The organism is Pseudoalteromonas sp. SD03 (assembly GCF_040937955.1).
GTDB lineage: Bacteria > Pseudomonadota > Gammaproteobacteria > Enterobacterales > Alteromonadaceae > Pseudoalteromonas > Pseudoalteromonas tetraodonis.
Genome location: NZ_CP162514.1, coordinates 408769 through 431398, shown reverse-complemented (window position 1 = coordinate 431398; position 22630 = coordinate 408769). Strand labels below are relative to the sequence as shown.

Sequence of the window (22630 nt, the reverse complement as noted above, 5' to 3'; positions counted from 1 at the left end):
TTACTAACTACCCTATTGCACTATGTTTTCAATTTCTTCGGCGCGTAAGTACGGCACACCGTTGATTTTTACAAAGTCGGGGTCGGTTACATCAAACGGAATTTTAAACAAGCTGGCTTGGCCACCTTTTTTGTCTATGTCTAAAATGTCGCTTAGCTTAATGCGGCAACCAAACGCTTCTACTTTTAGCTCGTCTTTACTGGTTTTTGCATAAAACATAATGTCGAACGGTTCCATGCCACGCCACGAACCTGCACTTTTTGCCGCATCCGATATAAGCGCAAAGTTACTTGCGTTAACCGACAGCTCACCGCTGGCCGCTACATCGCCATCAACAAAACCATCAGGCACGCCACTTGTTTGGCTCACGGCGCTATTGTCGGTAATAGCCAGTGATGCCGTGTCAACTTGGACCATAATGTCACCCAAGTTCACGTTAAAATTAATTCCAGATAAACGCATGGTTAGTGCTCCTAGTTGCTGCTTAAATCAAGCATGATGTTGACGGTAATTTCTTTCGGTGAGTTGTAAGGGCGAACAACCAAGTAAATAACCACCGCTTTGTTTGTGGTCCATACAATATTTACATCGCCCTCTACTGGCGGCTTAATATCACCCGGAAACTGTGTGCCTAAAATGGTGGTGCTTTTGCTCATAGCGCGCAGCGGTTTCATAAAATATGACTTATTTAGCTCAATGCTGTTAGGCGTTGAATTAAGCGCGCGGTTTGCAACACGGCGAATAGCTAACACGCGCACTTCGCGGCTGGCTTTATGCACGGGGCGTAAATGCTCAAGGTATTGGTAGTCACCGCCTGCGGCGTCGAGCGTTTGGGCATCGCTCCAATAAACACCCTCAAAATCGCTGTACCACTGCGGTACGCTCATGCGTTTATTTGCTAGGGTTTCTAGTGTGGCAAGAGATAGCGGCTCGTTTTCGCTGTCAACCGGTGCCGCGCCTAGGCCTAACACACTGCCCGTTGCTACGCGCATGGGGCTGTCGGCAATGCTTACGCTGCGATCACATAATCGCCCTGCTAATACGCCAACGTTATTACCGTGTAATTGCGGTACGGGCACCACTAAGTGCGCCGCAATATCGGCTTGCAATGCAATGGTTGCGGCTTCATAGGTTGGCCATGTTTGCGTAGCTGCATCAATACCAGGCACGGCAACCAATGCCGATACAAAGCGGCCAAGTTTGGCTTTTAATGATTCTAAGTGATCATGAATAGCGGTGATTTCTGCGCCTGCTGTTTGCTCAGCACATACCACCACCATTTCAAAGCTTTGTACTTCGTTGGCGCGGTCAATAGCATCTACAATGGTTTCCTGTTCGGCCATTGGGTAAACCGCTGCTGTCCAGTTTTGGCCTGCATTTAATTGCGCAGCAATAAGCTGATCGCGCAGTGGGCTATCTGCAAAGGTTTTTTCTAAGTCGGTTTTAGCGCCAATGCTAAATAATTGGCTTTCTTCATCAACCGAACCTGCACGGCCAACAAACAAGAAGTGTCGCTCAACACCTTGGATGTCACCTTGCCCTAAATTCAAATTGTTAACTTGCACTTTACCTAGTGACATGTGTTTATCCTCGTTTATTGAGTTGGTTTAATATTGTTGCCAGTTCGCGCTGTACGTTGGTGGTTGTATCGCCTAAAAACGGTCGCGCTTTTACCGGTATTTGCCAGCTTTTACGGCTTTTTTGGCCGCGTAACTCACTTAACACTAATGTGGCTTTGCCATGAGTTAAGCTGCCTGTAATTTCTTTAATAGTGGCGCGGCGGTAGCCTTTGCCTTTTGCCCTACGTACTTTGTAACCCTCAGCTGCTAACGCTTTTGCTTGGCTTCGGGTACACGGCGCTTTGTAATCTGGTTTGCCATGAATACGGGCCATGCGGCTGGCAGTCATTCGCTCTGTGCCACCCTCTTGGTGTAGCGCTGCAACTTTGCCCACCAAAGGTGATTTATGTTTAAGCTCTAGGCGGTTACTGCCCTTTACATAGGGTTCTAGTGTTTTACCCATGCGTTTAAGCACTTTGGTTTTTTTGCCGTCGCTGCGCCCTGCAAACTTTTTACCGTTTACCGTGGTTTGTATGCGTATGCGTTGGCGCGCAAGCTTACGCTCATAGCGGCCTAATTTTTTTAATAGCCTAATGCGTTTAGCCGGTGGTAACGCCAGTAGCTGCAACTGTTGTTTAGCGCTTAATGCTTGTTTGCTATTGGGCGTTATAATTAGGCTCATTAAATTACCTTTACACCTACGGTTATATCGCTTGTGCCTTTAAAGGTAATTTTTACACCTGGCGCGTCGGCATCTGTTTCGATTCCCCAGCCGGTGTAATAAATACCTATGCCGCCATCAAACGATGTGGGCTCGCCTGCTGTTTCGTGAACAAAAATAGGCACACTGCCTTTGTTTTGAATAAACAACGCTGTACCTACCGGCACGGCATCCCACCCTTGTTGTGCATTAAGTAGGGCTATTACGTCGTTAGCTATATTTGGTTTAACCGTAATGTTTGGTCTATTTTTAGACATTGGTTAATTCCTCAATGTGTTAAATGCCACCGCAAATTAATGCGGTGGGTTTTGTTTACTCTAAATCTATGCAGATAGCATTCAGCGATCCATATGTTGAACCAGTAGAAGGCGTTGGTCTTATAGATAAAAATCCATTTATTGAAGAGTCAAAATCAACGTTAGCAATGCAATCTTGTATAGTAACTGACTGTCCATTTATCGAACTACCTACCTCGATAGTTCTGAGTCCATTGTCATCAACTATTTCAAAAACAGTCCTTGCTGTAGGGTCATAAAAACTTCCATTACCTTCAGAGCTATCTATCCCAACCACACTGACAGTACCCTTTGTCAATCCGTTAAATTCAATTATATGATTACCAGAACTATTTGATCCTATGCCAGAGCTACAACAATTCGTATCTCCAGCTCCTTCATCCCAAACCTGCTCTTCTGTGAATAGATTAGTTCTCAATGATCCGTTACTGCTAAAATTAACTTGCATACTTATTGATGTTGCACCATTATAAGACTGCAAGTTCTCATACAGTTCATTTGCAGAGCTAACGGTTAAATTATTTGCCCATCTTTGAAATGATGGTCTTCCATCAAGTCCATTACCCCTTCCTATGTTGACAAGAATCCTGTCGGCGTACCTGCTGTTATCAAATGGGGTTGGTGACATTGTTGTGTTTTCACCAAGCTGTTTTAATGTCTCCTCTCTTATTGTGTAAGATCCTGGACCATCAGAATACCCTAAGCCTTCTGGAACAATAAAAGTACGGTCATCATAGAAATGCAAATTATCACTATCTAGTGAGTTTGGATTATCATATGTAACTTGATAATAATCTAAAATAGGTCTACCTGTTTCTAGATTAAACCAATCTGGGGTTAATTCCTGACAGAGTGGTACTGTAGTGTTATCATTCCAGCTACCACTGTGTAAATATCTTCCTTTGTCTGGTAGCGGCAGTAATTGTCCTTTGGCGTCACAATATGTAATAGTACTCAGTGCAACATCACCAACTTCTTGAAGTAAGGATATTAGTTGTCGATACCTATTAAGTGTTAATTCTTGATCTGATGGAGATAAGTCGCTCCAAGCCAGCACGCTACCAGCATCACCATCACCAACACCTCCAGCACTTAGGTAAGTGTTACAGTCGTTTATACCTGCTCTAACAATAAATAACGTTCTCCCTTCTGCTTGGCTGGTGAAGTCTGTTACATTTTCTATCATTTGAAAAAGAGTGGTTCCGTATTGTGCGCCAGTTCTGAAATTTATACCTCTATATGGGTTATCGTATTGACCGCCAGAAAGATCGTACTCCCCAGCAGTAATTGAATCACCAACACCAACAACGGTATCGTAAGTTTTAAGAACTGGTACTACGCCCCCGCCAGCTTCAATAACTGTATGCCCATATACAGCTTTAAACGCCGCACCACCCGATGTGTAGTTATCAGCGGATACAATAGCACCGTTACCAACCACGCCATTCTCACCAATATTTACTTCGATAGCGTTACCATTCACAGTCGCAACACCTGAATACAAGACGCTACGTACACCCTGCGTCAATACGTCTTCTTCAACCCTTACATACATTGAATTAAGCCCAGCAGGTACGTTGTTCGTTGTAAATTTAACTACGTTGCTCATTATTTATCTCCATGTGAAATTGGCATCAAACCAAGTGTAATTTTCAGTTTGTGGCGCATCAGCTGTTTTGCTCCATGTGAAATCGGCATTAAACCAAGTGTAATTCTCAGTTTGTTGCGCATCAGCGGCTTTGCGCTTTAAAAACCCTGCTTGTTCTAAAATGGGTGAATATAAGCCGCTCATGATTGCCCCTTAATATTTACGTCTACGTCTTCGGCAATGCTAATTGGCGCTAGCGATACGTAATAACGCGCGCCATTAAATAAAATAGGGCCGTTGTCGGCGGGTATTAGCTCAATGTCGTCTAGTAGTTGCACGTCTATCAGTACGGTGGCGTTGTCTTTGCTTACTACGTCTATGTCTATTTCAGGGTCGTCTAGGGCGTATTCGTCGCGTGGCCAGTTGCTATCTGTTAAAAATGCGGCAATAAGGGCAAGCAAGTTGTACGGGTTTATTTTGCGATGTGGAAATTTTTCAATGGCTATTACGCCGGTGTGTTTCCACTTAGCAACTAGGTAACCGTCTTGCCCTTTGTCTTCACCGCTTATTATTAAGGTGCCACGTTCTTGCCAGGCATCTATGTTGTTGGTGTGAATAGCCCCTTTTAAACTGGTGTTTAAAAAGTCGGTTAGTTGCTGTAATTGGGTAATAGTTTGGCTCATAGCGTGTGCACTCCGGCGCGGCCAAGGCCAAGCAATAAACGAATACTGCGGTTAGACTGCGCTAATATGGCATCTTGCTGATCAACGCTATCGGCTTTGTTGTTGCCTGCGTCTTTTTGGTCAACCGCTGAAAAGTACCCCATTAAATCGGCATGCGAACGGGCATACACGGCGCCACGGTAAACACTTTGTTGTTTATCGTTAAAATTAGGCACACCATTAACAAGCGTAAAAGTGACGTCCGTGTCTGCTTGTTTCATGAAAAAGTTACTTAGCTGTTGTTGTACTTCTAATGCGCTGCGGTTTAACGAGTCGGCTATTACGGTTTCTTCGTAAAACTCAGGTATGCGGCGATGATCACGAAACTCGCCAGTGCTTAGTTCTGGCCAGCCGCTTTGAGCATCTATTTCAATGCTGTTTTGTGCTGTTGCTTCGTATCCAAATGACATACCACATACCTATTCAATTTGGGTTCAGTGCAGTTAGCGTCGACGCGGTTATTAACGGTCGCCCGTTAAACGCTCGGCTAGTGCACTGGAGGGTTTGGAGCTTTGGCTATTACTGAGCGTTTAGCTCGGCAATGGCTCTTAATCTCATGGCTATTTTGTTTCTTACTGTTTTAACTTGTGCGTGTTTATGCAGTTCGGCGGCTTTGGCTAAGTAGCCATCTGCTTGTTGTAAGCGCTGCACGTCGCCCACATGCGATGGCGAAACGTCGCCGTTTTTTCTGCGCAGTAACGCAAGGCCCGCAAACTTGTAGTACTTAGCTGTAACTTGCTCAGGTAATTTCCATGTGTTCGCAACGCACTTAAACACTTGGCCGAAATAAGGCTCAATGCTGTTGCCTTTTTCTGCTTGGGTGCTTGCCCAGTCAAAAACAGTGTCGGCGATAAAACCAGGCCACTGGCGGCGAATGCTGCTAGCCATGGGCTGGTTAAGCTCAATGGCCCGTAACCCAAATTCAATACCGCGAGCGAAATTGCCAACGTCAAACAGCCACACAGTGCAATAAGCATAAATCGGGTTGTCTTCATTTTGCTTTCCTTTTTTTGCTAAGTAGTCTTCAACAATGGGTAACCACTTTGGCAATAACACATCACGTTTGTGAGCGACTTTGTCGGCGCGGGTTACATAGCTTTTTAAGCGTTTTAAGTCGTCTTCTAATTCAATGAGCTGTAAGTGCAGGCTTGGGGCGTATTGTCCTTTGCCTGTTAGGCTTACTTTTTCAAGCTGTTTTTTTGCTTGGCTTTGCTCTTTGAATTGGAGGATTCTTGCGCCGCCGACGGCTTTTTTAGTTCTTCAACCGTGTCTTTTAAGTCGCTATTTGCGGCGTTAATATCGTCGGCTTGGTAGGCTAAATCGCTGGCAGCATCGCTTGCTTTATCTGCGGCGCTTTCAATGTCGCCTGCGGCATTGCTTGCTGTGTTAATGCTTTCGTTTAGCTCGTCGGTTGCATCTTCAACGGGTGAAACATCAATGTTTTCAATGTTGCCTTTTTCATCAAGGGTTACTTCAGCAACAGCGGTTTTGTCTTCGCCCTCAACGGCGGGATCAAAACCTAAATCAAAGTGTTTAATGTTTTGGTCAACGTATTGTTGCGCGGTTTCAATGGCTTTTGATTCGTCACAACCTATTAACTGCGCGAGAAGTTTAAGCGCGGTGGTTTCTTTGGCTTCATCAGCCAAACCTTTCATCGTATCAACAAGCTTTTTGCCTGTTTCAGCCACCGCATTTTGCTTGGCTTTTTCAGCTAGGCGGCGTTTTTTAAAATTAGCAATGGCACTCATGGCACTTACCTTTTATAAATGGGTTAATTGCTAGGCGGTTAACCTAGCAATGCATTTACCAATCGCGCTTACGCGGCTGGTGCTGCGCCAATGTTCATGTTGGCTTCGTCGATTGCGGCGTACGCTTCAAACTCTTCAATTGCGTAGCCTTCGTTACGCCAGTACTTGTCTTCGTACTGCTTACGGTCTTCAACATTTTCAGACTTACGATGTGATGTGCCGCGCTGCGTATAAATATGCAAGTTGCTTAGCATCGTTACTACAATGCGTTTACCTGGGAAGAACGGCGGTGTGTAGGCGCGCATACCGCCAATGTTTTTATCCATTTGCTGAGCGGCCACGCGCTCACTTGGCTTGTCAGCTTGGTTCATTAGCTTGGTTTGTGCAGTGGCCGTTAAGTCGCTACCAACTAGCACCACTAAACGTGGGTCGTTACGTAATGACGGATGAATAAGCGTATTTTTAAGCTCGGTAACAATGGCGTCTAATGTTTTGTATTCGCCATCTTTAAGCGCTTCGGTTGCGTCTGGGTTAAAGTAAATAGGGTCAGTTACAATTTGGTCTGCCGCATTTTCTTTAACGATTTGATGCCAGCCTTTGTTTACATCTTCGCCCAATGGGTTTGCTACTGGGTCTGATGTAGGGGCGATTGATGTACCATTAAAACCAACGCGCAGCATATCGAGTGCAAAACGGTGCGTTGCGTTGTCGTTCATTTTTTTCATGAACTCATTTTGGTTACCGGCATTACCCCATGCAGATAACAGCGCCCATGTAAGCGCTGAACATGAATCGGTTTCTGTTAACTGATATTTAAAGCCATCAACGCCTTGACCTGATGTAAAACGGCCACCGGCTTTACGACCTGTTGCAATGCCGTAGTTACCTACTTTTACTACTTGGCCACTTAGTTGATCGACTGGCATGGTGGTGATCATGCGCAGGAACTCGACCGACTCTAAAAGCGCGGAACGTAGTTTGGTTTCCATTGGTGCTGTTACTGCAAACTGTTTAGTTACGTCTTCAACACCGAATGTTTTAGCTAGTTGCGTTGAGTATTGTTTTAAAAACCCAGCGGCTATTTGATTTAATTGCATGCGTTATCTCGCTCTGTTATGCATTAATAAAGGTAAACGTGGTTAAGCGCTTGGTTAAACCAGGTCTATAGTTTCGCCGCCTACTGGGTCGGGCTCTTGGCCTTGTTGCTCTTCGCTAAGGGCTTTAAATTTGGTTTCTATGCCGTCTACTTTTTTGCTAAAGCCGTCCATTTTTTCCATTAGCTGGCTAAACTGCTCAGCGGTTACGCCTGCTGCGGTTTTATCGTTTTCAGGCTCGTCGTCTTTTGGCTCTTCAACTGGCGGGGTTTCTTCGGCTTTTGGTGGCTTGCTGAATTTAGTTTCAAGGTCGGTCACCTTGGTTTCTAATCCGTCAAACTTGCCCATGAGGGCGTCAAACTGTTCTTGTTTCATGGTGTCTTCCTCGGTGATTTCATCTTGCTGATCGGCTGGCTGCTGATCACTAGAAAATAAGCTAAATAGTTGCGCCATTAAGCTTTGCGCTTTGGCTTGTTTGCTATTTGGGGTAGTTGGTTCGCTATTGGTGGTAATAAAGTCACTGTGTTGTAGCGTTTCGAGTTGGCTATATTCGTGATTTACTTCGTTATCACCAATAGAGAATTTTAAGCGGCTGGTGCCAGAACTGGCTGGCGAGTCGGTAACAGCAAGGCCTTGTAAGTAGCAGCGCCCTTCGCTTTTGTAATCGGGGTTTGGCTCGATAGACATAAACAGCTTTTGGCCGTCTTTATTGGCAGCTAGTAGGTAGTCGTTAGCGGTAATTTTTACAAACAGGCGTAATTTGCCCCCTTGTTTAGCGGCTTTTACTTCGTCAACAGTGCCCCAGTTTTTGCCCTCGCTTGGGCCCCAACTTGAACGAAAATGCTCAGGCCAAATAAGCGCGGTGTATTCATCAACCGAATACGATGCAGCCATTTGAGTGATCCACTCTTTTGAAATGGTGCGCCCGTCTACCGTTGCACCTTCTGTTGCTGCTATTACCCAACCTGATTGTTTTGCCATTACTTAGCCCAGCGTTACTTAATATTTAAACGCAGCATAGCCATAAAAAAAGGCTGAATACATTGGTTAGCTTTTTGGTAATTCCTAGATTGGGGTTTTAGGAAACGTGAGGGTTTTTATGCGGTTATAAGCTTATTGTAAACCAATACACTGTGGCTAGTTATTAATTTTATGAGCGACTTATACCACGTAATGGCTTATTCACCCGAAATACGCGAAGCAGCAAAACGGCTTTATTTGCGCCACCACACCCCCGACGAAATACGCGCGGAACTGGCGTTACCAAATAACCGTGTTATTTACTATTGGGCCGATAAATACAATTGGCGCGATATGCTGCGCGAAGAAGACGTAGACGAAGCCATTGCAAGGCGCATTTTAATACTTACCGATGTAAGCGACAAAACAGGCAACCAAATAAAAGAGCTCGACATGCTGATAGAAAAGCACGTTAAGCTTAAAAAACAGCGCGCCCAGCAAGAAAAAGCAGCACAGGCCGAACAACCCCACAGCACTAACCAACCCAGTAATAAAAACAATAATAGCGGCGGCACAGACAGTAAAAAAAGCAAAGGCCGTAAGCGAAAAAATGATGTTAGTCATTTAACCGCTGAAGACTTTGGCACCTGGTACGACTCGTTATTTGGTTACCAAAAAACCATGCACGAAAACTTGCACCAGCGTATTCGTAATATTCTAAAAAGCCGCCAAATTGGGGCTACTTACTATTTTGCAGGTGAAGCGTTTAAAGATGCGGTATTAAGTGGCGACCCGCAAATATTCCTCTCTGCTAGTCGTGCGCAAGCTGAGGTGTTCCGCAGTTATATAATTGCCATTGCGCAAGAGTTTTTTGAAATAGAGCTCACCGGTAACCCCATTACTTTGCACACTGCCCACGGTGATGCCGAATTACGGTTTTTAAGTACCAACAGCAAAACCGCGCAAAGTTACCACGGCCATGTTTATGTAGATGAATACTTTTGGATTGGTAAGTTTAACGAGCTAAACAAATTAGCCAGTGCCATGGCCACGCATAAAAAGTGGCGTAAAACGTATTTTTCGACCCCTTCAACTAAAGCGCACCCTGCTTATACATTTTGGACGGGTGATCACTGGCGACAAGGTCGTGCCGAACGTGAAGAAATTGAGTTCCCCAGCTTTGATGAATTACGCGATAACGGCAGGCTGTGCCCCGATAAACAATGGCGCTATGTAGTTACTATTGAAGATGCGCTACGCGGTGGTTGTGAGTTGTTCGACATTGAAGAACTGCGCGATGAATACAACGCCGATGATTTTAATAACCTGTTTATGTGCATTTTTGTGGACGATGCCGACAGTATATTTAAATTCAGCGACCTTGAAAAAGCCATGGTTGATGCCACCCGCTGGCAAGATCACAAACCCAATGCTGTGCAGCCATTCGGTAACCGTGAGGTGTGGTTAGGTTACGACCCATCACGCACCCGCGATAACGCTGCACTGGTGGTGGTTGCCCCACCTGAAATAGCGGGCGAAAAATTTAGAATACTTGAAAAGCACTATTGGCGCGGGATGAACTTTTCGCACCACGTGAGCGAAATTCAAAAAATATACGCTAAGTATCGCGTTACTTATATTGGTGTAGATACCACCGGCATTGGTGCGGGGGTATTTGATTCATTAAGCACACTTTACCCGCGTGAAGCCACCGCCATACATTACAGCGTAGGCAGTAAAACCCGATTAGTACTTAAAATGATAGACCTGATTGAAGGTGGCCGACTTGAATGGGATGCATCCCACAAAGACATTGCTATGAGCTGCCTATCAATACGCCGCACCAGTACCGACTCGGGCGGCGCCATAACATTTAAAGCCAGCCGCGATAACACCATAGGCCATGCAGATGTATTTTTTGCTATTAGCCACGCTGTTATTAACGAACCCCTTAACCATGCACATAAGAGAAAATCACGATGGACCATGCAGAATTAGACCAAAACGCTGAGCAGTTAACTGACCAGCCGCACGATCAACAAAATAAACAAAATGCGCCCGTTGTGTTTGGCTTGCCTGAGCAAGTAATGCCCGACATGTGGCTAACCGATTACGACTCGCTGTTTTATAACGATATGGATAATTACTGGGAGCCGCCAGTAGACCGCCATTTATTAGCCAACTTAACACGGCGTAACGCCCAGCACGGCGGCATAGTGCAAAGCCGTGCAAACATGGCCGCGAGCCGTTTTATTAATGGTGGTATGAGTGCGCAGCAAGTACAAGCGGGGTTTTTAAACTTGGTGCAATTTGGCGATGTAGCATTACTTAAAATACGTAATGGCTTTGGGCAAATTGTAAGGTTGTTTCCGCTGCCTAGTTACCGTACCCGTGTTGGCGGTGATGGTGGCGCGGTAGTTCTTGAGCGTAATAGCCAAGTTAAAAAATATAAAAAGCGCGACATTATTTGGGTTCGCCAATACGACCCCGTGCAACAAGTGTATGGCTTGGCCGATTACTTAGGCGGGTTACAAGCCACGTTATTAAATGAAGATGCGACCTTGTTCCGCCGTAAGTACTTTTTAAACGGCGCACACATGGGTTTTATTATGTACGCGACTGATCCTAACTTAGACCCCGACATTGAAGACGACATAAAAGAAAAAATTCAAGACAGTAAAGGCGTGGGTAACTTCCGCTCGTTGTTTGTAAACATACCCAACGGTAAAGAAAAGGGTTTGCAAATAATCCCCGTAGGTAATTTTGAAAGTAAAGACGAGTTTATGAACGTTAAAAACGTATCGGCGCAAGATATACTCAACGCCCATCGTTTTCCACCGGGCTTAGCGGGGATTATTCCGGCAAACAATGCAGGCCTTGGCGACCCGACTAAATACGATGCTATGTATTTTAAAAACGAGACTAAACCGCTTATTAAATTAATGAGTGATGAAGTAGCGCGTGATCCTGAAATTGGCAGTAAACTACAGCTAAATTTTGATTTAGAGCCGAGTACTTAATATTGGCTGTGCGCGGCATCGTGCTCTTTAATTTTTTCGACTAGTTCAGCATAGGTATTTAAGGTTTTTAATGCCCGCGTTAAATTTGGCGCGGGCACGTTATTTAATAGTGCCGCGTTATTTTTACTTAGCCCTTTGACTAGATGATCACTTGCAGCGGCTTTTATGTCGTCGCTTTTAATTTTACACATGGCGAATAAATAGTTTAATCGCTCTTGTGTTTGCGACCCTTTAAACAAATATTGCATACTAAACCCTCTAAATTAATTATCACTTAAGTGATAATTAATTTATTTTAGGTATATTAGCCTTATTTGTAAATGCTTATTTGTTATACACAAAATCACTGTATATAATAACAGTGTATTTTATTAACGATGGGTGGTTATTATGGCGCGGGTTACTTGTCCAAATTGCGAAGCTAAAGCAACAATTACATCACGCGAAAAGCAAAGCGCCCATGTTGTTAATTTATATTGCTCGTGTACTAATACAAAACAATGCGGGGCCACGTTCCGTATTACCCAATCGTTTGATCACTTCTTAAATCCTCCTGTAAAAAGCACGCAACAATTAGCCGCCGCACTTATTAAAAGCCTACCTCGCGAACAACAATTGGAATTAGTTGGGCTTTAGCTTTTACTTTATTTCACGCATTAAAAAGCCCGTATTAAACGGGCTTTTTTGTGGGTGCTGTTTTTATTTTTTACTGGCGCTGCCTGCCATATTGTTGTTGTGGCGCTGGTTGCTGTGGTGAGTATTGTTGCGGCGGTGGCTGCTGTTCGTACTGCCCTTGGTATTGCTGCGGTGCGTAGCCTTGGCTTTGTTCTTGGTTTTGTTGGTTTTCGCTATCCCAAAAAATATACAGCTTTAACGGGCCTTGGTGATTTATTGGCATGGTGTCGAGTTCTATCTCTACGCTTTCGCTGCCGCCTTGGTTGTTGCTCGGCCATTTAGTGGCGCGGCCTAATGTGGCGTAGCGGTTTTTGGTAGTGTTGCCTTGCTGGTATTTTTCAGCAATACAGGCTACACGGCCTTTGTCGAGTGGTTTATTTTGTTGGTGCATGGTGCGTTTCCTTTTTGGTTAATGTTGTATTTAATGTTTTGGTTTTAACAACTGAGTGAAATACCCAGTTGCGGCGCTTAACGGTTGGTTTCATGGTTCACCATAATTCGCTTAATTCTTTTTCTAACTGCTTTTGTGCTAGGCGCTCTTCTAATAGCTCGCGGGTTGATTTGCTGCGCTCAATATATTGCGGCCGTGGCTCTTGGTTTTCATGATGTGATATTTTTACCGGTGTGCTTGCTGGTTTTGGTGACACAATGCGCGTTTTTTTAGTGCGTGGTTTGGTTTCACCCGTGCGGGCTTTGTAAGCTTTGCGATCACAGCCACAGCCTTGAACAAGCCCTAAGTTATCTTTTCGTACTACGCGAGTGGTGCCGCATACGCATTTACACATAAAATGCTGCACTCCTCGGTTGCGGCGGTCTTCGTTTAATACTGTCCAGTTGTTGAAAACGTCACCCGCTTTTACTTTACCTGTGGCCATGGCTATTCTCCTGAAATTTAACTTCTAGCTCTTTTAATAATTGTTTTAGCTCTTTATCAAGCGTAAGCATTTGCCTTGGGTGTAACATTCCGTCGTGGGTAATCGTTACAGATTTGAATCTGAACTCATTACCATATAAAACTCCCATTTCCTTTTTAAGCGCATTAAAAATGACAGTTCCACAGTAAATTTTATTTTTGTGTATATCGTGTTTACTTTCTTTATGCATGACTGTTCTCCTGTTGTTTTGGTTGTGGTCTGTTAGTTACTGCAAATACATCGGCGCTAGGTTCTTGCTGGTAGCCGGTGCAAATTTCGGTAGCAAATACGCTGTTATCGGTTTTACCGCATTGGCCGTATTGGGTTTTAGGCGCGGGCTTATCGAATTTAGTAATAAACGGGCTGTGCTGATCCTCTGCATACCCCTTTGGGCAAAACGCCTGGCAACTAATGCATGCCTTTGGCATGAGTACTTTTGAAATTTGAATAGTCATTTTCTCTCCTACGCCATTAAATCGAGTGACCACCAATCGTTGTCGCTGATTGCTGATGCTTCACCAGCAAGCACTAAACGGGCTAAATCTAAATCGCCGATAATGTCTGCATGGTATTTTTTAAATTGGGTGTTCGACGGTTCGCTGCGTCCGTCTAGCTCTGCATACATAAATGCTAAGTCGTAAAGCTCGCGAGCATATGCGTAATGTTTTTCGGTTGGGGTTGGCTTAATAGCCGATTTTGGCGCTTGCATGTTCAATTGCTCAAAGCTGTGTAGCTCTCGCTCTTGCATGTAGTACACGCGGTTGCCGCTGATCACGTTGCCGCCTTGGTTTAGCGCTTGAATTTGAGCAGGGCTAAAGTCGCTAAGCTTGTTTTTACATTTAACCGTGGTTTGTTCGTTATTTGGGGCGTGTTTTTGCGCTTCGCTATTGGCTATGTAGTCAATAGCGTGCTGGCGCTGCTCTTGGCGCTGCGCTTTTTCGTCTAATGTGACTAAATGGCCGTCTTTTATTAGGTAAATAAGGCCGTTATTTTTAACCCGCTTACCTGCTAACAGATCCTTTTTAACGTTAATGATCTCTTTTGAAGTAAAACCGATCATATCTAGCAATAATGCGTCTGTATGCCCTACAGCTAAAGGCGTACGATTATTCCCACTAGTCCAAGATAGGTCGGCTGCGCCGACGTTGTTAGCATCCTGCCCACCAATTACGGTGGTGTTGTTATTGGCTGCGGTGCCTATGGTTTGCTTAGACCAGGTATGAACGCGAGTCACTAACGTGCAAAGTCCAAAGGTGTCTTCAACACCTTTTAGGGTTTTAGTAAATTCGGCGTATTGGTTGCCGTATTCGGTATGTTGATAGGCAGGTTTAAAACGGGCATCGCGGCCAATACCAAAACCACCCATTAAGGTAACAAAGGCTTTAAAGTCGCCCTTATCGGCAGCTTGGCGTATTTGTTCTAATTGCTCGTTGCCTTGCACTTCTTCACGCACTCGGCGCAACTCGCGCCAAATGGTAATAGAGGGCGATTTTTGAAACTGAAATTGCCTAATACCCCACGTGCTGGCCCATGCTTTAACTGGGTTAACCGCTTGGGTTAGCTTTTCGCCTGTTTCGGCATCGTATTCGTTAGCCAGTGCAAAACCATCTATATTTTTGCTTACATACTTAGCAACATAAGCCGCTGCCCCGCCTGACTTTTTACCGTCTTTATCTACGGTAGCCGGTAGCATTTTAATGGCGGTATAACGTGGGCCGCTTGGTGTGTAGTCTTTTTTAGGTTCGCGGGTATAAATACCTTTTGATTTATTTAAACCCCAAATACGGCGCGCTTTTGTATAGCGTGCACGTAATGCTTTGCGGTTTTTAAAACGCTGAAAAAATACCTCACGGTCGTCGCGGGTAAAGTAGCGGCGTAGTATGTGGTTAACTTTGTCGTAGTAACGTGCTGGCATCCATAAAAGCATGTGCCAGTGAGTGCAACCGTCGGCATGCGGCTCGGCTACACGAATACCAAAGTACGGTATTTCTTCGCGGTCTAATTTAGCGCGTGCTTGTGAATACAGTTTATTTAAGTAAAGGCTGGCGTCTTTAGGGGTTGAGCCATCCCAATTATTTGAGTTTGCATGAAAACGACTCGGGGCTGTAATGTTATAAAACCCACCTGTGTAGCCCATTTCATCGGCTAGTTCTTCGGTTTCGCGTATGCGTAGCATTAATTCGTTACGCATGTTTTCAGGATTGGCAACGCCTGCTTCAACCGCTTTCATTAGCGATATAACATCGCTTTGCTCGTTTACTAATTCTAGGCTTTCTAAGTAGCGCTGGCCGCGTTCTCTATTGGTGGTGTATTCAGCAACTGCTTGCTTTGAGCAATAGGCATTTATGCCTTGGCGCTTGGTGCTTTTATTACCTTTTCGGTCGGTACTGGTAAATAAATCGCGGCCAACTTCGCCGGTGGCAATTTCTAGGTGCTCTAGGTAACGGCTACGAATAGTTTTAAGTTTACGTGCCCACCACTTATGATCTTGCACTTTTAGCAGTGCTACTTCAGCATCCGGCACGGTTAGGTAATCGCCCTTTTCAGCAAACTGTAACTGCACAGTAAATTGCTCGGCGTACTCGCTCACCTTTTGATAAATGTCAGCGGCATCCCATGTGGGTTGCTCTTTAGCTATATCGGCAATTATTTCAGCCGATTGCATAGCCAATACATTTGCATGCTTTTTAGTTTTATCGGCATTAGCCAATATATGCCAAGGCAATGGCATAGCGCTTGTTATTTGCTCGAGTATTTTTAGGCGTGGCTTTAATGTTTTAAGCGTGCGGCGTAACCAGTCGTTAGCTTCGTAATGGGCGCGGATTGCTTTAGTGGTTAGCTGCTGCTTTTTGTGGCCCGTGTTGTTACCGCTAAAGTCATAAAGGCCACGGCTGGTTTTAAGTAAGCGGTTTTTATATTGTTCGTCGGTTTCTTTTTTACCTTTACCCGCACTTTTTAAGTTGGTGTCGTATTTATTAATAAAACGCTTAGCCACTCGCATTTGCAGTGGCTTGGGTACTTTGCTTAGGCATTGGTAAATAAAGTTTACTTCTTCAACATCGTCAATTGCGTTAATAACCGACATTGCCGATTTAGACACCTGATCGCCAACCTGCTGCTGTAAATTCTGGCTGGTTACAGGTTGTTGCTTTTTTACGTTACGTTGCTTTTGTGCAAACTCCATATTGCTGGCTGTTTGGCGCACAAAGCTGGCTTGTATGCTGGGTGCACGTTTGCTTTCTACAATATCTTTAACAATAAAATTATGAATATTATTGTTATGCACTTTTTTAAGTGCCGCTTTAGCCGGTGCGCTAATTTTTAGGTTGGTTACATCAATGCGGTGTTCAATACCTTTAAGCTCATCATAAAGCCAAGCGTTTGCTTTTTCGCTTGGGTTTATGGGCTCGTCTTTATACCAGGCATCACTAGGCAGGGTAATTTTGGCCATATACTGCTTAACCATTTTATATTGGCCGTACGCAGTAAAACGGCTAAGGCCGTTTATTAAAAATGCTCTATGCTCAACATCGTCAACGGCTTTAACCATGGTTAAAGCCGCTGTGCATACGTCAAAGTTTGTTATGGGCCATAAACTCATGGTTACAGCTCTATTTCCATTGGCTCGCCACCAATTTGTACGGCATTTAATGCAATGCTCATTTGGCTGTAAACTTGCTCAAAATTAACGTCGTCGTCAGCAATCAGTTTTACTATTGGTAGTAAATCAGTCAACGTGTCTTCGCACTGCATTAGCATGTGTACGGTGCTACGTTTGTTTAAAAGGCGGATTGTAAAGTTGGCTTGCTCAATTGCGTGTAAAACAATATTGAGTATTAACTGTTTTTTAGAGTGATCTTGGTCTTTGATAGTGTTCATTTTTAGTATTCCTTTGGGGTTAAAACGGGATGTCGTTTAATTCGTTGGGTAGGTGTATTTGATGAAAAACTTCTACATGTTTTACATCGTGATGATCTTGAATCATGTATTCTTTATATGAATAGTTAAACCAAGCATCTGCATGCTCAGCCTCTTCTATTGTTTGCGAGTTAATGCAATCAAACCGCGCTGATATTTCTGGCGCGTATTTCTCAAGCTGCTCAGCTGCTATCTCGTTAGCAACAGAAAATATCTTGTAAACGTCGTGTGATTTTTCACAATCAATTAAATGCCTAAGAGCAGTCTTTGCTTTTGGGTGTAGTTTCATTTTCAGCATTTCCCAACGTTAAATTACAAAAAGCTCAGGGGCTAGTTCGTAGCCTTTGCTAAATACAAAGTGGGCGTATTCGGTAGAATCGGTTTTACTTGGTTTTAGCGGGTCAAAGCCTGGGCGTTTGCTATGCACATAAACCGCGGCTAATGGCAGTTTTTGCCACATAGGCTTTCGCTTTTGGCTACCTAACCAATTAAGGCGTTGCAGCATGATCACTAAACCACCCTCTTTAACCATTTCAAGTGCGTGCTCAGTGAATTCTTGTGCTAGGTTAAATGGCGGGTTTGTGATGATCATGTCGTATTTACGCGATTCATAACTAGGGACGTTTAAAAAATTAACGCCTGTTAAGTTAGCGCGTGAGTCTTCGCGAATATCCCAGCTTTCAACAATAAAGCCCTCTTCTTCTAATACGGTTGGGTAGCTCATTGGGTATTGCTCACAACCGCCAGCGCTTGGGTCTAACACTCTTGGGTCTTCATCTGGTGAACAAACCAACATATTATTTTCAGCAAATGCTGCTAAAAAATCTTCAATTAGCCAATGCGGTGTTACGTAGTAATCATCTGCATTGCGCTGGGTTCTGCGATTAGTTGAGCTCATGATCAATCCTTAGTGCGAACTAACGGTTAAGTGTGAATAGTCGGTGTTGGCATGTTCGCGCGGGGCGTTTTTAACAAACTTAGCCGGTGCCATGGCGTTGGCATCAACAAATGCTTTAACCAATGCTTGTAACTGCAAAATAGCTTTGTGAATTTTTAGGCGGGTATCAGCGTTAAAATTGGCAAAGCCTTTTTCAAGGTCATGGCGCTTTAAGCCTGCTGCAAAACATACAATAGTGCGCTCTTGCTCGCTTAACACTTTGGTGTAAACGTACTCTGGTGTGTGGCGCTCACTGCCCATTAATGTTTTTATCTCCGCTAAGCCTTTTGGGATGTGGCGCCCTTCTACTGCTTTTAGTGGCGCAGGTTGTGCGTTTTCGGTTTGTTTAACTAATGCATTTGCCATGGTTATATCTCCTGCTGTTTAGCTGCGTTTAAATAGTTTACGGCTTGAGTTTTTAGCCACAGCACTGCTTTTTGAATGGTTTGGTACTCGTCGCCATTGCAAAAAACAGGCAATAAAAAGTCACCCACACGCGCTTGTAGTGCTTTACCGCTTGCGGTTGCACTAATTTTGCAGCTCAATAAATAGCGGCATTGCTCTGCTAAGGTTTTAAAACTGCTTAACGTTTCTCTGCTAAATGCTTGATATGTAGTCATTGCCTTGCTCCTAGTTGTTTACGCTTTGCCACTCTGCGCGGCCTTGCTCGTAGCGGGTTTGTAAATACGCGCCCAAGTCGCTCACGTTTACCAAAGTTGGTGAACGCTCTGAATCAGTTGCTTTAAAGGTTGGAAACGGCAACTGTGCAGCTTTGGCTTTTTGCTCAGCGGTTTTAGGCTGTATGCCCAAATGCTCAACGCAAACATCTTTAAGCTTTACAATGGGCGTTTCGTAACGCGCCAATAGCGCAAAGGTCATGTTCATGCTGCATCGTCCTTGTTTGTTTTTTGGTGATCGGCGAGTAAATCGTCTACCGATACTTCACCGTTGGTTAGTTCTGAAATACGCGGGATGTATTTCGCAGGAGCTTGGCCGTGGCGATTAATCCAATAAAAAACCGCTGTTTGGGTTGTCCCCAAAATCTTTGCTAGTTTTGTTTGCCCACCAATTAGGCAAACTGCTTTTTCAATGGCAGACATAAACACCTCTTAAAATATAAGTTTTACTTATCCTATGATCTAAAAAAGTTATTGTCAACGCAAAATAAAACATTATGTTATTAAAAATATAAGTTTTGCTTATTTGACGGAGGTATCAGAAACACTGATAATCGCCTTATAATTATCACTTAAAGTTATAAAATAAATAAAAGGAATTAACATGAGCATTGCAGAAAGAGTTAAGATTCGCCGAAAAGAACTGGGACTTACCCAATATCAGCTTGCGGATTTGGTAGGTATCGCACAAACAGCAATACAAAGACTAGAAAAAGGCGATACAAAAAACCCACGTGACATTGAAGCATTAGCCACTGCACTCCAATGCACTCCTGAGTTTTTACGTTTTGGAATTGGTGAAAGTGAAAACAGCAACGTTGCACCGGGCCCAACACTTAAAGCAGCTGTGCCGTTAATTAGCTGGGTGCAAGCTGGCGCATGGTCTGAGATTAATGAAATACGTGAATTTGATGCCGACCGCTATCTATGCCCAGTTAAGTGCAGTGATAAAACCTTTGCACTAAAAGTCCAAGGCGTAAGCATGGAACCGAAGTTTTATGACGGTGATTTAATATTTGTAGATCCTGAAGCTGACTGCATCCATGGTTCTTACGTAGTAGCGCGCCTAGACGATAATAACGAAGCTACCTTTAAACAGCTAATTATTGAAAGCGGCCAAAAGTTTCTAAAAGCCGCCAACCCCAACTGGCCTGAGCAATTAATACCAATTAATGGCAACTGCACATTGGTGGGTAAAGTGGTGTTTGCGGGTAAGTCTTTTTAGTTAACTAAACACCAGGCACAAAAAAGCCCGCACTTGGCGGGCTACTTGTTAACTGCCAATAACGGCTGAAATTATTATTAAAATAAATCCAAATATATTTGCTGACTTTTGAGTTAGGTCTGAATGGCTTTTGCCTTTTTCCTCAGCTGTTTTTTTATTGGTTGAATTAATTTTGTTTAGTAAAGGCGGAATTAAAAAGCCAATAGCAAAAAAACTTACAACTCCGGCTAAGAACTCTTTATTTTCAAAATTTGAAATCACTCCGCCTATTGCTGATAGACCTAAGAACCAACCAATAACGATACTGATTGTGCTTGGTTTTTTTGTTATTTGGTTGTTTGTTGGTTTTTGCTTTGTGCTGTTAAGTAAGCTCTCTTTTTTAACTGTTTTTGGCGCTGCTTTTTTAATGGTTGATTGAGTTAATGAAGGGGTTGCTGGGTTGTTATGTTGGTTCAGCCCTTCAATTTGTTTATTTACTAGCTGCTGTACGCTAATTAATTCACCCGTTTCAATAATGGCAATGTCTTTTTCAATTCTGTCTGTTCTGAATGTGCGTGAGGCATTTGCTTTGTAGCAAAAGCCATAAAAGTAAGTTAGTCCATTATCGAACATGATCGCATCTAGTCTTAACTCTCTGTTTGATGGTTCTTTGTTGTGATTTGTGTATTGAAAAGCGATTTTTATGGACGGCTTAAGTGTGTGCTTTGTTTTAGCGTCTATCCATGACTCTTCGTTATTTATTGGTTGGCCTAGATCACTATTATGAATTATGTTTGAAGCAGCTTTATTGGATGCTAGAACCTGTTCGTCTCCTTCTAAAATATGGTTATATTCGCTCAGCTTTTCTTTTGCTAAGGCGCTTATATCACCTTCGTTGAAGTCTGCAGCATAAACCCAAACAGCGGCTTTATACTTTTCTGGATATTCAAATTCTTTTAAGCCTTTTTCAATTTCATTTATATAAACTTGTTGTATGTTTTCTATTTTCTCAAGCATTAGTGGTAATGCTTTAATTAGTTTTGGCTTTTGTAATGTGCCGTTGCTTTGTTCTTCAAGCAGTATTAATTCGTGGATTAACTCCGCTTTATTTTTAGATACTTTTAAGCCTGCTTGTTTTGCTATCACTTTAATATCTGGCAACTTCATTGAAGATAAATAGCTTTCCCAGTCCTTATAATCTAACTCTTGCATTTCTTCGACTACTTTTACGTCTAATAAGTGCTTTGCAAAATCGTCACTTACACTATGCGGTTCTTCGTCTAGCTCTAGGTCTTCAATATCATTAATGAATATACTGAGCTCATGCCAATAGAGTTTAATCCAGAGGTCTTCGCCCAGTACTTTATTTTTGTTTGCCATCACCATATCTTTAAAGCTGTCTACTTCTGGCTCATAGTCGTAATGACTGCTGAACTCTTCTTCATGTAGCGCTTTAAATTGGCTTACGTTCTTTGGGTTTTCGTCTTGGAGTGCGTATTTAAGGCCTGTAATGTCAGTATCATCTTTTATTTTTACGCTGCTTGCTTTGGTAGAAGGTAATTTTTTAGCAGTGAATTTACCGTTTTCGTTTTGATAATAGCTGTAATCCATAACAGTTCCTTTTAGGTTAATGTTATAGATTAAGTTTTTGTTCAGTTTTGAACAAGCTGGGGATTTATACAGGCATTAAAAAGCCCGCTTAAGCAGGCCTGTATGTTTAGGGTTGCTGGGAACCCCGACTTATTAATGGTGCTCCTATAGTCACCCTTGCACCGACAACCCCCTTTAAATACTTACTTATCAGTCCAATCGAGCATGGGGGCAACAGAAAAGCGTCGATTTAAAGTACGTTTATCCAAAATGTAGTCCTCAAAAATTTATAATTTAAGCACAGCTTAAAAGGCGCTGCATTTTACACAAAAGCCCCATGCGCAGCAATATTAAGCAAACACCTGCAAGCCAAAGTATTGTGCGATACCGTTTAAAATATTCGTTACTGCGACTGAGCTTAAAATTAACCCCATAATTCGACTAATAATACTTGCCCCACTATCACCTATTATTTTATGTACATGCGTAGCAAGTAATAACAAAATAAGTACCACCACTAAAACGGCCAGCATCATTGATGAGGTAATCATTTGTTCAACCCAAGTATATTCTTCATTACGCGTCATTAATACCGCACCTAACATAGCGCCTGGGCTTGCAATTGAGGGTATAGCCAGCGGAAAAATAGCGGTTTCAGTGCTATCGCGAACACTTTTAATTTCAGCTTCGGGTTTACTTTCACCAAACGTCATGGAGAGTGCAAAAATTAATAAGATCAACCCACCGGCTATTTGAAATGCCGATAGTGGAATCTCAATCACATTGAGTAATTGCTCACCGGCAACCACAAAAAATAACAGTACTAAAGCAGATACACCCACTGCTTTAAAAATTACTTTACGCTTAAACTTGTCGTCATCACCTCGAGTTACGGCGATAAAAACCGGAATTGTGCCGATTGGATCGATAACTGCAAAAAAGAAAATAAATATGGCTAATAGTTCATGCATTAATGAATACCTTTTCACAAAAGCGGTTAATAAAAC

Annotated in this window: 31 protein-coding genes; 4 read left to right on the top strand and 27 right to left on the bottom strand. The window is 43.3% G+C overall.

Translation table 11 applies throughout. The features are described 5' to 3' along the window. Positions 1–12: 12 nt before the first annotated feature. The 12 genes from ABZP26_RS02025 to ABZP26_RS01970 form a co-directional block, all read right to left on the bottom strand. On the bottom strand, positions 13–462 hold the full coding sequence (locus ABZP26_RS02025; protein ID WP_368485308.1) for a phage protein: 450 nt from the start codon (positions 460–462) through the stop codon (positions 13–15). Between the two features lie 11 nt (positions 463–473). Beyond that, on the bottom strand, positions 474–1580 hold the full coding sequence (locus ABZP26_RS02020) for a DUF2586 domain-containing protein (protein WP_368485307.1): 1107 nt from the start codon (positions 1578–1580) through the stop codon (positions 474–476). Positions 1581–1584: 4 nt separating this feature from the next. Further along, positions 1585–2241 carry a phage virion morphogenesis protein gene (locus ABZP26_RS02015; RefSeq protein ID WP_368485306.1) on the bottom strand — a complete coding sequence of 219 codons (657 nt, stop codon included), beginning with the start codon at positions 2239–2241 and terminating at the stop codon, positions 1585–1587. Then, positions 2241–2537 carry a hypothetical protein gene (locus ABZP26_RS02010; protein WP_368485305.1) on the bottom strand — a complete coding sequence of 99 codons (297 nt, stop codon included), beginning with the start codon at positions 2535–2537 and terminating at the stop codon, positions 2241–2243. Before ABZP26_RS02010 ends, ABZP26_RS02015 begins: the two co-directional genes overlap by 1 nt. 55 nt (positions 2538–2592) lie before the next feature. Continuing rightward, positions 2593–4185: a hypothetical protein gene (locus tag ABZP26_RS02005; protein ID WP_368485304.1), complete on the bottom strand. Its 1593-nt coding sequence runs from the start codon at positions 4183–4185 to the stop codon at positions 2593–2595. 3 nt (positions 4186–4188) lie between these two features. After that, complete coding sequence (locus ABZP26_RS02000; protein WP_368485303.1) at positions 4189–4368, bottom strand: hypothetical protein; 180 nt, start codon at positions 4366–4368, stop codon at positions 4189–4191. Beyond that, positions 4365–4847, bottom strand: a complete 483-nt coding sequence (locus ABZP26_RS01995; protein WP_368485302.1) for a phage tail protein — start codon at positions 4845–4847, stop codon at positions 4365–4367. The genes ABZP26_RS02000 and ABZP26_RS01995 overlap by 4 nt, the downstream gene beginning before the upstream one ends. Beyond that, positions 4844–5296 carry a head completion/stabilization protein gene (locus ABZP26_RS01990; protein WP_368485301.1) on the bottom strand — a complete coding sequence of 151 codons (453 nt, stop codon included), beginning with the start codon at positions 5294–5296 and terminating at the stop codon, positions 4844–4846. The genes ABZP26_RS01995 and ABZP26_RS01990 overlap by 4 nt, the downstream gene beginning before the upstream one ends. A 109-nt stretch (positions 5297–5405) precedes the next feature. Beyond that, the gene (gpM, locus tag ABZP26_RS01985; RefSeq protein WP_368485607.1) at positions 5406–6017 is read right to left on the bottom strand and encodes a phage terminase small subunit; all 612 of its coding nucleotides are present in this window, start codon (positions 6015–6017) and stop codon (positions 5406–5408) included. Between the two features lie 47 nt (positions 6018–6064). Then, positions 6065–6634 carry a hypothetical protein gene (locus ABZP26_RS01980; RefSeq protein ID WP_368485300.1) on the bottom strand — a complete coding sequence of 190 codons (570 nt, stop codon included), beginning with the start codon at positions 6632–6634 and terminating at the stop codon, positions 6065–6067. Positions 6635–6702: 68 nt separating this feature from the next. Further along, positions 6703–7731 (bottom strand): phage major capsid protein, P2 family, encoded by a 1029-nt coding sequence (locus tag ABZP26_RS01975; protein WP_215522028.1) that lies wholly within the window; start codon positions 7729–7731, stop codon positions 6703–6705. Between the two features lie 54 nt (positions 7732–7785). Further along, positions 7786–8709, bottom strand: a complete 924-nt coding sequence (locus ABZP26_RS01970) for a GPO family capsid scaffolding protein (protein WP_368485299.1) — start codon at positions 8707–8709, stop codon at positions 7786–7788. Positions 8710–8880: 171 nt separating this feature from the next. On the opposite strand from ABZP26_RS01970, the gene ABZP26_RS01965 reads away from it, so the two are divergent. Both ABZP26_RS01965 and ABZP26_RS01960 read left to right on the top strand, forming a co-directional pair. Beyond that, positions 8881–10686: a terminase family protein gene (locus tag ABZP26_RS01965; protein WP_368485298.1), complete on the top strand. Its 1806-nt coding sequence runs from the start codon at positions 8881–8883 to the stop codon at positions 10684–10686. Further along, positions 10668–11708, top strand: a complete 1041-nt coding sequence (locus ABZP26_RS01960) for a phage portal protein (protein WP_368485297.1) — start codon at positions 10668–10670, stop codon at positions 11706–11708. Before ABZP26_RS01965 ends, ABZP26_RS01960 begins: the two co-directional genes overlap by 19 nt. Here the strand turns inward: ABZP26_RS01960 and ABZP26_RS01955 are convergent. Next, a complete protein-coding gene (locus tag ABZP26_RS01955) occupies positions 11705–11956 on the bottom strand; it encodes a hypothetical protein (RefSeq protein ID WP_193050150.1) in 252 nt (83 codons plus the stop codon). The genes ABZP26_RS01960 and ABZP26_RS01955 overlap by 4 nt on opposite strands. A gap of 142 nt (positions 11957–12098) precedes the next feature. Here ABZP26_RS01955 and ABZP26_RS01950 point away from each other — a divergent pair, with 142 nt between their 5' ends. Further along, positions 12099–12344 carry an ogr/Delta-like zinc finger family protein gene (locus ABZP26_RS01950; protein ID WP_215522025.1) on the top strand — a complete coding sequence of 82 codons (246 nt, stop codon included), beginning with the start codon at positions 12099–12101 and terminating at the stop codon, positions 12342–12344. A gap of 70 nt (positions 12345–12414) precedes the next feature. Here the strand turns inward: ABZP26_RS01950 and ABZP26_RS01945 are convergent, their stop codons facing one another. From ABZP26_RS01945 to ABZP26_RS01890, 12 genes are all read right to left on the bottom strand, one after another. Next, on the bottom strand, positions 12415–12774 hold the full coding sequence (locus tag ABZP26_RS01945) for a hypothetical protein (protein ID WP_215522024.1): 360 nt from the start codon (positions 12772–12774) through the stop codon (positions 12415–12417). A gap of 97 nt (positions 12775–12871) precedes the next feature. Further along, positions 12872–13258, bottom strand: a complete 387-nt coding sequence (locus ABZP26_RS01940) for a hypothetical protein (RefSeq protein ID WP_368485296.1) — start codon at positions 13256–13258, stop codon at positions 12872–12874. Then, complete coding sequence (locus ABZP26_RS01935; RefSeq protein WP_368485295.1) at positions 13245–13487, bottom strand: hypothetical protein; 243 nt, start codon at positions 13485–13487, stop codon at positions 13245–13247. Before ABZP26_RS01935 ends, ABZP26_RS01940 begins: the two co-directional genes overlap by 14 nt. Next, entirely contained in the window at positions 13480–13752 is a 273-nt protein-coding gene (locus ABZP26_RS01930) for a hypothetical protein (RefSeq protein WP_368485294.1), read from the bottom strand. Before ABZP26_RS01930 ends, ABZP26_RS01935 begins: the two co-directional genes overlap by 8 nt. An 8-nt stretch (positions 13753–13760) precedes the next feature. Beyond that, complete coding sequence (locus ABZP26_RS01925; protein WP_368485293.1) at positions 13761–16898, bottom strand: replication endonuclease; 3138 nt, start codon at positions 16896–16898, stop codon at positions 13761–13763. A gap of 2 nt (positions 16899–16900) precedes the next feature. After that, positions 16901–17176 (bottom strand): hypothetical protein, encoded by a 276-nt coding sequence (locus ABZP26_RS01920; protein ID WP_215522020.1) that lies wholly within the window; start codon positions 17174–17176, stop codon positions 16901–16903. A gap of 19 nt (positions 17177–17195) precedes the next feature. Continuing rightward, positions 17196–17504, bottom strand: a complete 309-nt coding sequence (locus ABZP26_RS01915; RefSeq protein ID WP_215522019.1) for a hypothetical protein — start codon at positions 17502–17504, stop codon at positions 17196–17198. 18 nt (positions 17505–17522) lie between these two features. Then, positions 17523–18113, bottom strand: a complete 591-nt coding sequence (locus ABZP26_RS01910) for an SAM-dependent methyltransferase (protein ID WP_368485292.1) — start codon at positions 18111–18113, stop codon at positions 17523–17525. Between the two features lie 9 nt (positions 18114–18122). Beyond that, the gene (locus tag ABZP26_RS01905; protein WP_368485291.1) at positions 18123–18518 is read right to left on the bottom strand and encodes a hypothetical protein; all 396 of its coding nucleotides are present in this window, start codon (positions 18516–18518) and stop codon (positions 18123–18125) included. A gap of 2 nt (positions 18519–18520) precedes the next feature. Further along, positions 18521–18772: a hypothetical protein gene (locus tag ABZP26_RS01900; RefSeq protein WP_368485290.1), complete on the bottom strand. Its 252-nt coding sequence runs from the start codon at positions 18770–18772 to the stop codon at positions 18521–18523. A 10-nt stretch (positions 18773–18782) separates the two neighbouring features. Further along, positions 18783–19037 (bottom strand): pyocin activator PrtN family protein, encoded by a 255-nt coding sequence (locus ABZP26_RS01895; RefSeq protein ID WP_193050125.1) that lies wholly within the window; start codon positions 19035–19037, stop codon positions 18783–18785. Then, positions 19034–19252 carry a YdaS family helix-turn-helix protein gene (locus ABZP26_RS01890; RefSeq protein WP_368485289.1) on the bottom strand — a complete coding sequence of 73 codons (219 nt, stop codon included), beginning with the start codon at positions 19250–19252 and terminating at the stop codon, positions 19034–19036. Before ABZP26_RS01890 ends, ABZP26_RS01895 begins: the two co-directional genes overlap by 4 nt. A 181-nt stretch (positions 19253–19433) precedes the next feature. On the opposite strand from ABZP26_RS01890, the gene ABZP26_RS01885 reads away from it, so the two are divergent. Next, a complete protein-coding gene (locus ABZP26_RS01885; protein WP_368485288.1) occupies positions 19434–20054 on the top strand; it encodes a LexA family protein in 621 nt (206 codons plus the stop codon). A gap of 48 nt (positions 20055–20102) precedes the next feature. Here the strand turns inward: ABZP26_RS01885 and ABZP26_RS01880 are convergent, their stop codons facing one another. Both ABZP26_RS01880 and ABZP26_RS01875 read right to left on the bottom strand, forming a co-directional pair. Continuing rightward, complete coding sequence (locus tag ABZP26_RS01880) at positions 20103–21644, bottom strand: WYL domain-containing protein (protein WP_368485287.1); 1542 nt, start codon at positions 21642–21644, stop codon at positions 20103–20105. 329 nt (positions 21645–21973) lie between these two features. Then, complete coding sequence (locus ABZP26_RS01875) at positions 21974–22594, bottom strand: MarC family protein (protein ID WP_008115498.1); 621 nt, start codon at positions 22592–22594, stop codon at positions 21974–21976. Positions 22595–22630 lie beyond the last annotated feature (36 nt).

Bases quoted from the DNA above. Each gene is read 5' to 3' on its own strand.
- ABZP26_RS02025 (WP_368485308.1), bottom strand. From the start codon at position 462: ATGCGTTTATCTGGAATTAATTTTAACGTGAACTTGGGTGACATTATG.
- ABZP26_RS02020 (WP_368485307.1), bottom strand. From the start codon at position 1,580: ATGTCACTAGGTAAAGTGCAAGTTAACAATTTGAATTTAGGGCAAGGT.
- ABZP26_RS02015 (WP_368485306.1), bottom strand. From the start codon at position 2,241: ATGAGCCTAATTATAACGCCCAATAGCAAACAAGCATTAAGCGCTAAA.
- ABZP26_RS02010 (WP_368485305.1), bottom strand. From the start codon at position 2,537: ATGTCTAAAAATAGACCAAACATTACGGTTAAACCAAATATAGCTAAC.
- ABZP26_RS02005 (WP_368485304.1), bottom strand. From the start codon at position 4,185: ATGAGCAACGTAGTTAAATTTACAACGAACAACGTACCTGCTGGGCTT.
- ABZP26_RS02000 (WP_368485303.1), bottom strand. From the start codon at position 4,368: ATGAGCGGCTTATATTCACCCATTTTAGAACAAGCAGGGTTTTTAAAG.
- ABZP26_RS01995 (WP_368485302.1), bottom strand. From the start codon at position 4,847: ATGAGCCAAACTATTACCCAATTACAGCAACTAACCGACTTTTTAAAC.
- ABZP26_RS01990 (WP_368485301.1), bottom strand. From the start codon at position 5,296: ATGTCATTTGGATACGAAGCAACAGCACAAAACAGCATTGAAATAGAT.
- ABZP26_RS01980 (WP_368485300.1), bottom strand. From the start codon at position 6,634: ATGAGTGCCATTGCTAATTTTAAAAAACGCCGCCTAGCTGAAAAAGCC.
- ABZP26_RS01975 (WP_215522028.1), bottom strand. From the start codon at position 7,731: ATGCAATTAAATCAAATAGCCGCTGGGTTTTTAAAACAATACTCAACG.
- ABZP26_RS01970 (WP_368485299.1), bottom strand. From the start codon at position 8,709: ATGGCAAAACAATCAGGTTGGGTAATAGCAGCAACAGAAGGTGCAACG.
- ABZP26_RS01965 (WP_368485298.1), top strand. From the start codon at position 8,881: ATGAGCGACTTATACCACGTAATGGCTTATTCACCCGAAATACGCGAA.
- ABZP26_RS01960 (WP_368485297.1), top strand. From the start codon at position 10,668: ATGGACCATGCAGAATTAGACCAAAACGCTGAGCAGTTAACTGACCAG.
- ABZP26_RS01955 (WP_193050150.1), bottom strand. From the start codon at position 11,956: ATGCAATATTTGTTTAAAGGGTCGCAAACACAAGAGCGATTAAACTAT.
- ABZP26_RS01950 (WP_215522025.1), top strand. From the start codon at position 12,099: ATGGCGCGGGTTACTTGTCCAAATTGCGAAGCTAAAGCAACAATTACA.
- ABZP26_RS01945 (WP_215522024.1), bottom strand. From the start codon at position 12,774: ATGCACCAACAAAATAAACCACTCGACAAAGGCCGTGTAGCCTGTATT.
- ABZP26_RS01940 (WP_368485296.1), bottom strand. From the start codon at position 13,258: ATGGCCACAGGTAAAGTAAAAGCGGGTGACGTTTTCAACAACTGGACA.
- ABZP26_RS01935 (WP_368485295.1), bottom strand. From the start codon at position 13,487: ATGCATAAAGAAAGTAAACACGATATACACAAAAATAAAATTTACTGT.
- ABZP26_RS01930 (WP_368485294.1), bottom strand. From the start codon at position 13,752: ATGACTATTCAAATTTCAAAAGTACTCATGCCAAAGGCATGCATTAGT.
- ABZP26_RS01925 (WP_368485293.1), bottom strand. From the start codon at position 16,898: ATGAGTTTATGGCCCATAACAAACTTTGACGTATGCACAGCGGCTTTA.
- ABZP26_RS01920 (WP_215522020.1), bottom strand. From the start codon at position 17,176: ATGAACACTATCAAAGACCAAGATCACTCTAAAAAACAGTTAATACTC.
- ABZP26_RS01915 (WP_215522019.1), bottom strand. From the start codon at position 17,504: ATGAAACTACACCCAAAAGCAAAGACTGCTCTTAGGCATTTAATTGAT.
- ABZP26_RS01910 (WP_368485292.1), bottom strand. From the start codon at position 18,113: ATGAGCTCAACTAATCGCAGAACCCAGCGCAATGCAGATGATTACTAC.
- ABZP26_RS01905 (WP_368485291.1), bottom strand. From the start codon at position 18,518: ATGGCAAATGCATTAGTTAAACAAACCGAAAACGCACAACCTGCGCCA.
- ABZP26_RS01900 (WP_368485290.1), bottom strand. From the start codon at position 18,772: ATGACTACATATCAAGCATTTAGCAGAGAAACGTTAAGCAGTTTTAAA.
- ABZP26_RS01895 (WP_193050125.1), bottom strand. From the start codon at position 19,037: ATGAACATGACCTTTGCGCTATTGGCGCGTTACGAAACGCCCATTGTA.
- ABZP26_RS01890 (WP_368485289.1), bottom strand. From the start codon at position 19,252: ATGTCTGCCATTGAAAAAGCAGTTTGCCTAATTGGTGGGCAAACAAAA.
- ABZP26_RS01885 (WP_368485288.1), top strand. From the start codon at position 19,434: ATGAGCATTGCAGAAAGAGTTAAGATTCGCCGAAAAGAACTGGGACTT.
- ABZP26_RS01880 (WP_368485287.1), bottom strand. From the start codon at position 21,644: ATGGATTACAGCTATTATCAAAACGAAAACGGTAAATTCACTGCTAAA.
- ABZP26_RS01875 (WP_008115498.1), bottom strand. From the start codon at position 22,594: ATGCATGAACTATTAGCCATATTTATTTTCTTTTTTGCAGTTATCGAT.